At 73.2% G+C, this 6,991-nt stretch carries 6 protein-coding genes; 1 reads left to right on the forward strand and 5 read right to left on the reverse strand.

Annotated features, from left to right (window positions below; translation table 11 throughout):
- The first annotated feature begins 304 nt into the window (after positions 1-304).
- Positions 305-1,135 carry a methyltransferase domain-containing protein gene (locus G3I53_RS09990; protein WP_164334244.1) on the forward strand — a complete coding sequence of 277 codons (831 nt, stop codon included), beginning with the start codon at positions 305-307 and terminating at the stop codon, positions 1,133-1,135.
- Between the two features lie 84 nt (positions 1,136-1,219).
- On the opposite strand, the gene gatB is transcribed toward G3I53_RS09990, so the two are convergent.
- The 5 genes from gatB to G3I53_RS10015 form a co-directional block, all read right to left on the reverse strand.
- On the reverse strand, positions 1,220-2,725 hold the full coding sequence (gene gatB, locus G3I53_RS09995; RefSeq protein ID WP_164334243.1) for an Asp-tRNA(Asn)/Glu-tRNA(Gln) amidotransferase subunit GatB: 1,506 nt from the start codon (positions 2,723-2,725) through the stop codon (positions 1,220-1,222).
- A 15-nt stretch (positions 2,726-2,740) separates the two neighbouring features.
- Positions 2,741-2,980: a hypothetical protein gene (locus G3I53_RS10000; RefSeq protein WP_164334242.1), complete on the reverse strand. Its 240-nt coding sequence runs from the start codon at positions 2,978-2,980 to the stop codon at positions 2,741-2,743.
- On the reverse strand, positions 2,977-4,473 hold the full coding sequence (gatA, locus tag G3I53_RS10005) for an Asp-tRNA(Asn)/Glu-tRNA(Gln) amidotransferase subunit GatA (RefSeq protein WP_164334241.1): 1,497 nt from the start codon (positions 4,471-4,473) through the stop codon (positions 2,977-2,979). The genes G3I53_RS10000 and gatA overlap by 4 nt, the downstream gene beginning before the upstream one ends.
- Before the next feature lie 5 nt (positions 4,474-4,478).
- Entirely contained in the window at positions 4,479-4,775 is a 297-nt protein-coding gene (gene gatC, locus G3I53_RS10010; protein WP_004925108.1) for an Asp-tRNA(Asn)/Glu-tRNA(Gln) amidotransferase subunit GatC, read from the reverse strand.
- Positions 4,776-4,889: 114 nt separating this feature from the next.
- Positions 4,890-6,962 carry a bifunctional diguanylate cyclase/phosphodiesterase gene (locus G3I53_RS10015; RefSeq protein WP_239063732.1) on the reverse strand — a complete coding sequence of 691 codons (2,073 nt, stop codon included), beginning with the start codon at positions 6,960-6,962 and terminating at the stop codon, positions 4,890-4,892.
- Between the last annotated feature and the right edge of the window lie 29 nt (positions 6,963-6,991).

Consider the following 6,991-nt stretch of genomic DNA (forward strand, 5'->3'; position numbering starts at 1 on the left):
CGCCGGTGCCGGCCGCGACGAACCGGGCCCGGCGCGCCCGGGAGCCGTCGGGGCCGGGGTCCTCGTCCGGGGCCGGGGAGGGGGCGTCCGGGCCGGCGGGGTCCCGGGGTGCCTCGTCCGGCTCCGGACGCGTGTCCGGGGGCGTGTCGGAATCGGCGCGTCCACTCATGGCCCGGGAGCGTAGCGGCCGGTGTCCGGGCACCGGGGGCGGGGGCGTGCCCGGGCCGGAGCGGACCGTGCCGTCCCGGGCGGTTCTCCGACACGATGCAGGGGTCACTCACCTCAGCGAGGAGCCCGTTGCCCCATGCCGGACCGCCTTCCGAACCGCCCCGACACCCCGGCCGGCCGCACCCCGGCCGACGACGCCCTGGCCGCCCGTCTGACCCTCCCCCGGTACCCCCGCAGCGCCGCCTACGACGCCCGCTGGACCATCGAGAACCAGATGGGCCCGCACGCGCTGTGGCTGCTGGAGTGGCTGGCCGGGGCCCTGGGGCCCGACGTCCTGCGGCCCGGTGCCCGGGTGCTCGACCTGGGCTGCGGGCGGGCCATGACGTCCGTCTTCCTGGCCCGTGAGTACGACGTCCGGGTCACCGCCGCCGACCTGTGGACCGAGCCCGGGGACAACGCGCGGCGCATCGCCGGCGCCGGGGTCGCCGACCGGGTGCTGCCCGTCCGTGCCGAGGCGCACGACCTGCCCTTCGGGGAGGAGACGTTCGACGCGATCGTCTCCGTCGACGCGTACCAGTACTTCGGCACCGACGACCTGTACCTGCCCACGCTGACCCGGCTGCTGAAGCCGGGGGGCACCGTCGGCGTCGTGGTGCCGGCGCTGCGGGAGGAGATCGACGGGACCGAACCGCCGGAGCACCTGGAGCCGTTCTGGGAGCCGGCCTTCTGGTGCTTCCACTCCCCCGCCTGGTGGCGCCGGCACTGGATGCGCAGCGGGGCGGTGTCCGTGACGGCCGCCGACTGGCAGCCGGACGGCTGGCGCGACTGGCTGCTGTGGTGCGACGTGGTCGCCGAGGAGAGCGGCGACGACTTCCACGTGCGGATGAGCCGGGAGAGCGCGCGGATGCTGCGCGCCGACGAGGGCCGCACGCTGGGCTTCGCCCGCGTGGTGGGCCGCCGCCGCTGAACCGGACGCGCCCGGACACGGAGCGAGGGGCGCACCGGCCGGACCGGTGCACCCCTCGTCGTGCTTCTGGCGGACCAGCCGCCGTCAGACGCCCAGCTTCTCCAGGATCAGTTCCTTGACCCGGGCCGCGTCGGCCTGGCCGCGCGTGGCCTTCATGACCGCGCCGACCAGGGCGCCGACCGCCGCCACCTTGCCGCCGCGGATCTTGTCCGCGACGCCCGGGTTGCCGGCGATGGCCTCCTCGACTGCGGCGGTGAGCGCGCCCTCGTCGGAGACGACCTTCAGGCCGCGCTTCTCCACGACCTCGTCGGGCGTGCCCTCGCCCGCGAGGACGCCCTCGATGACCTGGCGGGCCAGCTTGTCGTTGAGGTCGCCGGAGGTCACCAGCTCCGCGACCCGGGCGACCTGCGCGGGCGTGATGGCCAGCTCGTCCAGGGCCTTGCCCGACTCGTTGGCGCTGCGGGCGAGTTCGCCCATCCACCACTTGCGGGCGGAGGCCGCGTCGGCGCCCGCCTCGATGGTGGCGACGATCGGGTCCAGCGCACCGGCGTTGAGGATCGCCTGCATGTCGGTGCCGGAGATCCCCCAGTCCTCGCGGAGCCGGTTGCGGCGCACCAGCGGCAGCTCGGGCAGCTCGGCGCGCAGCTTCTCGACCCACTCGCGGGACGGGGCGACGGGGACCAGGTCGGGCTCCGGGAAGTACCGGTAGTCCTCGGCCTCCTCCTTCACGCGGCCGGAGGTCGTGGACCCCGTGTCCTCGTGGAAGTGGCGGGTCTCCTGGACGATGGTGCCGCCCGAGTTCAGCACGGCCGCGTGGCGCTGGATCTCGAAGCGGGCGGCCCGCTCGACGGAGCGCAGCGAGTTGACGTTCTTCGTCTCGCTGCGGGTGCCGAACTCCTCGGCGCCCTTCGGCATCAGCGACAGGTTGACGTCGCAGCGCATCTGGCCCATCTCCATACGGGCGTCGGACACGCCGAGCGCCCGGATGAGTTCGCGCAGCTCACGGACGTAGGCCCGCGCGACCTCGGGGGCGCGCTCGCCGGCGCCGGTGATGGGCTTGGTGACGATCTCGATGAGCGGGATGCCGGCCCGGTTGTAGTCGAGCAGGGAGTGGGACGCGCCGTGGATACGGCCGGTGGCGCCGCCGACGTGGGTCGACTTGCCGGTGTCCTCCTCCATGTGGGCGCGCTCGATCTCCACGCGGAAGGTCTCCCCGTCCTCCAGCTGCACGTCGAGGTAGCCGTCGAAGGCGATCGGCTCGTCGTACTGGGAGGTCTGGAAGTTCTTCGGCATGTCCGGATAGAAGTAGTTCTTCCGGGCGAAGCGGCACCATTCGGCGATCTCGCAGTGCAGCGCGAGGCCGATCCTGATCGCCGACTCGACGCCGGTCTCGTTGACGACCGGGAGCGCGCCGGGCAGGCCGAGGCAGACGGGGCAGGTCTGGGTGTTCGGCTCGGCGCCCAGGGCGGTCGCGCAGCCGCAGAACATCTTGGTGCGGGTGCCGAGTTCGACATGGACCTCGAGGCCCATGACGGGGTCGTACGACGCCAGCGCGTCCTCGTACGACACCAGGTCGGTCGTGGTGGTCACGGTGAAACTTCCCTCTCAGCCCAGCAGGACGTCGTCGTCGCCCAGCCGCTTCAGCTCGCGGTAGAGGATGGCGAGGCCGGTGACGATGGCGGCGGCGGACACGGTGGCGTCGATCAGGACCAGGGTGTCCTTCTCCAGCCGGGCCTTCTTGACGCGCTTGGCGACGCCGACCGCGCCGAACGCGGTGGCGGCCATGGACAGGTACGTACCGGACCGGGACTTCTTGAAGCCCTTGGCCTTGGTCAGTGCACTCACAGCGACGGAGCCTCCTCGAGCAGCGGGTGGCCCCACTTTTCCACGAAGGCGGCCTCGACGGCGGCACCCACCTTGTAGAGGCGGTCGTCCTTCATGACCGGGGCGATGATCTGCAGTCCGACCGGCAGGTTGTCCTCGGGTGCGAGGCCGCAGGGCAGCGACATGGCCGCGTTGCCCGCCAGGTTGGTCGGGATGGTGCACAGGTCGGCGAGGTACATCGCCATCGGGTCGTCGGCGCGCTCGCCGATCGGGAAGGCGGTGGTCGGGGTCGTCGGGGAGACGATCACGTCGACCTGCTCGAACGCCGCGTCGAAGTCCCGCTTGATCAGCGTGCGGACCTTCTGGGCGCTGCCGTAGTACGCGTCGTAGTAGCCGGAGCTGAGCGCGTAGGTGCCGAGCATGATCCGGCGCTTGACCTCGTCGCCGAAGCCCGCCTCGCGGGTCAGCGAGGTGACCTCCTCGGCGGAGTGGCTGCCGTCGTCACCGGTGCGCAGGCCGTAGCGCAGGCCGTCGAAGCGGGCCAGGTTGGAGGAGCACTCCGAGGGCGCGATCAGGTAGTACGCCGACAGCGCCAGGTCGAAGGACGGGCAGTCCAGCTCCACGATCTCGGCGCCGAGGCCCTTGAGGAGCTCCACCGACTCGTCGAACCGCCGGATGACCCCGGCCTGGTAGCCCTCGCCGCGGAACTGCTTGACGACGCCCACGCGCATGCCCTGGACGCTGCCGTTCCGGGCGGCCTCGACGACCGGCGGGACCGGCTCGTCGATGGAGGTCGAGTCGAGCGGGTCGTGGCCGGCGATCACCTCGTGCAGCAGGGCCGCGTCCAGGACCGTGCGGGCGCAGGGGCCGCCCTGGTCGAGGGAGGAGGAGAACGCCACCATGCCGTAGCGGGAGACCGCGCCGTAGGTGGGCTTGACGCCGACGGTGCCGGTGACGGAGGCCGGCTGGCGGATGGAGCCGCCGGTGTCGGTGCCGATGGCGAGCGGCGCCTGGAAGGAGGCGAGCGCGGCCGAGGAGCCGCCGCCGGAGCCGCCCGGGATCCGGGTGAGGTCCCAGGGGTTGCCGGTCGGGCCGTAGGCGCTGTTCTCGGTGGAGGACCCCATGGCGAACTCGTCCATGTTGGTCTTGCCGAGGATGACGACGTCGGCGTCCTTGAGGCGCTTGGTGAGCGTCGCGTCGTACGGCGGGATCCAGCCCTCGAGCATCCTGGAGCCGACGGTGGTCGGGATGCCCTCGGTGGTGAAGATGTCCTTCAGCGCGAGGGGGACGCCGGCCAGCGGGCCGAGCTTCTCCCCCCGGGCGCGCTTGTCGTCCACGGCGCGCGCCTGGGCGAGGGCGCCCTCGCGGTCGACGTGCAGGAAGGCGTGCACCTTCTCGTCGACGGCGTCGATGCGGGCCAGGTGGGCCTCGGTGACCTCGACGGCGGTGAGTTCGCCGGAGGCGATCTTCGCCGCGGTCTCGGCCGCGGTGAGCCTGATGATGTGATCGCTCATGGCGGTTACTCCTCCCCCAGGATCTGCGGCACCTTGAAACGCTGCTGCTCCTGGGCCGGGGCGCCGGACAGCGCCTGCTCGGGGGTGAGCGAGGGACGGACCTCGTCCGGCCGCATGACGTTCGTCAGCGGAAGGGGGTGCGAGGTCGGCGGGACGTCTTGGTCGGCGACCTCACTGACGCGGGCCACCGCGCCGATGATGTCGTCGAGCTGGCCTGCGAAGTGGTCGAGCTCTTCGGGCTTCAGCTCCAGACGCGCCAGCCGGGCGAGGTGGGCGACCTCCTCGCGCGTGATGCCAGGCATGCAGCGTTCCTCTGGGGTGAGTGTGTGTGTTTGGGGCCAATCCTATGGGGCCCGCGACGGTGGCCGTGAACGGTGTGCGGGCCGCTGCCGGAACCGTACGCCCAGGGCCTCTCGTCAGCCGACCCGGCCGGAGTCGTCGCCCGCGGCGGCGGGGAGGGCCGCCGCCGGGCGCTGCCAGCCGCGGGAGCCGCGGGCCAGGAGCCAGGCGGTGGTCTCGTCGGGCGGCATCGCGGCCGCCACGAGCCAGCCCTGGACGGCGTCGCAGCGCAGGTCGCGCAGGCGTTCCCAGGTCTCGTCGTCCTCGACGCCCTCGGCGACGACGAGCAGGCCGAGGGAGTGGGCGAGGTCGATCGTGCAGCGCACGATCTCGGCGTCCTCGGGGTCGACGGCGAGCCGGGCCACGAAGGACCGGTCGATCTTGAGTTCGCTGACCGGCAGCCGCCGCAGGTGCACGAGTGAGGAGTAGCCGGTGCCGAAGTCGTCGAGGGACATCTTCACGCCGTGCCCGGTCAGGGCGTTGAGGGTGTCGGCGGCGCGCTGGGGGTCCTCCAGGAGGACGTGTTCGGTGATCTCCAGCTGGAGCGCCCCGGCGGGCACGCCGTGCCGGGCGAGCCGGGCGGCGACGGAGCCGGCGAAGCCGGGGGTGTGCACGTCGCGCGGGGAGACGTTGACCGCGACCGGCACGAACAGGCCCTGGGCGCGCCAGGCGGCGACCTGTTCGAGGGCGGTCTCCAGGACGTACTCGGTGAGGTACGGCATGAGTCCGGAGGACTCGGCGATCGCGATGAACTCGTCCGGGGGGACCCGGCCGCGCTCCGGGTGCACCCACCGCACCAGGGCCTCCAGGCCGGACACCTGGCCGTCGAAGCGGACTTTGGGCTGGTAGTGCAGCTGGACCTCGTGGGCGTCCAGGGCGCGGCGCAGGTCGCCCAGCAGTCCCAGCCGGTCGGGGGTGTTGGAGTCCCGCTTGGACTCGTAGACCTCGACGCCGGTGCGGTCCCGCTTGGCCTGGTACATCGCGACGTCCGCCCGCCGCAGCAGCCCTTCCGCGTCGAGCGCGTGGTCCGGGAAGACGGCGACGCCCGCGCTGGCCTCCAGGACGAGGGTGAGTCCGTCGAGGTCGAGCGGCGAGCTGAGGGCCGCGACCAGGCCGCGGGCGACGCGGGTCGCGGACGTGGTGGAGTCGGCGACGGGCAGTAAAACGGCGAACTCGTCGCCGCCGAGGCGGGCCGCCTCGGCACCGCGCGGCAGGGCGGCTCTCAGCCGGTCGGCGATCTGCAGCAGCAGCCGGTCACCGGCGAGATGACCGAGGGTGTCGTTGACCGAACGGAACCGGTCGAGGTCGATCAGCATGAGGGCGGAGCGGGCCTCGATGCGTTCCGCGTCGTCGAGGGCGGTCCAGATCCGCTCCAGCAGCCACTGCCGGTTCGGCAGGCCGGTCAGCGGGTCGCGCAGCTGCTCCTCCGCGCGGGCCCGGGCGATCCACAGGGTGGAGTCGAGCGCGATCAGCGGAATGGCGAACAGCGGGAGCAGCAGCGGCTTGGCGTCCGCGACCACACAGATCAGCGGGGCTATCCCGAGCAGGGCGACGGCGACCAGGGCCTGCCGGACGAGGGCGGTGCGGGCGACGGTGGGCAGCCCGGCGCGCGGGGTGTGCAGGTACCAGAAGAGGGTGCGGGTGACGGCGAGGTAGGCGGCGGCGACGAGCACCACCTCGAAGGCGGTGGCGAAGGACCAGCTGCCCGGCGCGGACGGCGACTCGACGGACGGTACGGAGCCGGAGGCGGCCAGCACCAGCGCGCCGGCGCCGATCCCGAGCAGGTCGACCGCGCCGTGCAGGACGCCCTGCCGCCAGCGGCCCCGGCGGGCGGCGCCGACCAGCACGACGACGGTGAGGCTGACCATGCCGGCCGGCACCCAGCCGTAGAGGAGCAGCACGGCGAGGGTGAGCGCGGCGCCCGAGCCGGTGCCGCCCCACCAGCGGGAGCGGCCCAGCATGACCAGGTGGCCGACGACGATGCCGGTGAGCACGGCGAGGGACCAGCCGACGGTGCCGGACGGGAAGAGGGCGTGGCCGCCGGTGAAGGCGTACAGGAATCCGGCGCCCAGGACGAAGCCGGCGGCCGCGACGATCGCCGTGGGCAACGCGGGCCAGGGCAGGTGGCGTTCGCCGTCGGTGTCGGACAGCGCGGGACCCGGCGCGGCGGCGGGCGGCC

Source organism: Streptomyces sp. SID14436 (assembly GCF_010548465.1).
Classification (GTDB): domain Bacteria; phylum Actinomycetota; class Actinomycetes; order Streptomycetales; family Streptomycetaceae; genus Streptomyces.

Bases quoted from the DNA above. Each gene is read 5' to 3' on its own strand.
- gatC (WP_004925108.1), bottom strand. From the start codon at position 4,775: ATGCCTGGCATCACGCGCGAGGAGGTCGCCCACCTCGCCCGGCTGGCG.
- G3I53_RS09990 (WP_164334244.1), top strand. From the start codon at position 305: ATGCCGGACCGCCTTCCGAACCGCCCCGACACCCCGGCCGGCCGCACC.
- gatA (WP_164334241.1), bottom strand. From the start codon at position 4,473: ATGAGCGATCACATCATCAGGCTCACCGCGGCCGAGACCGCGGCGAAG.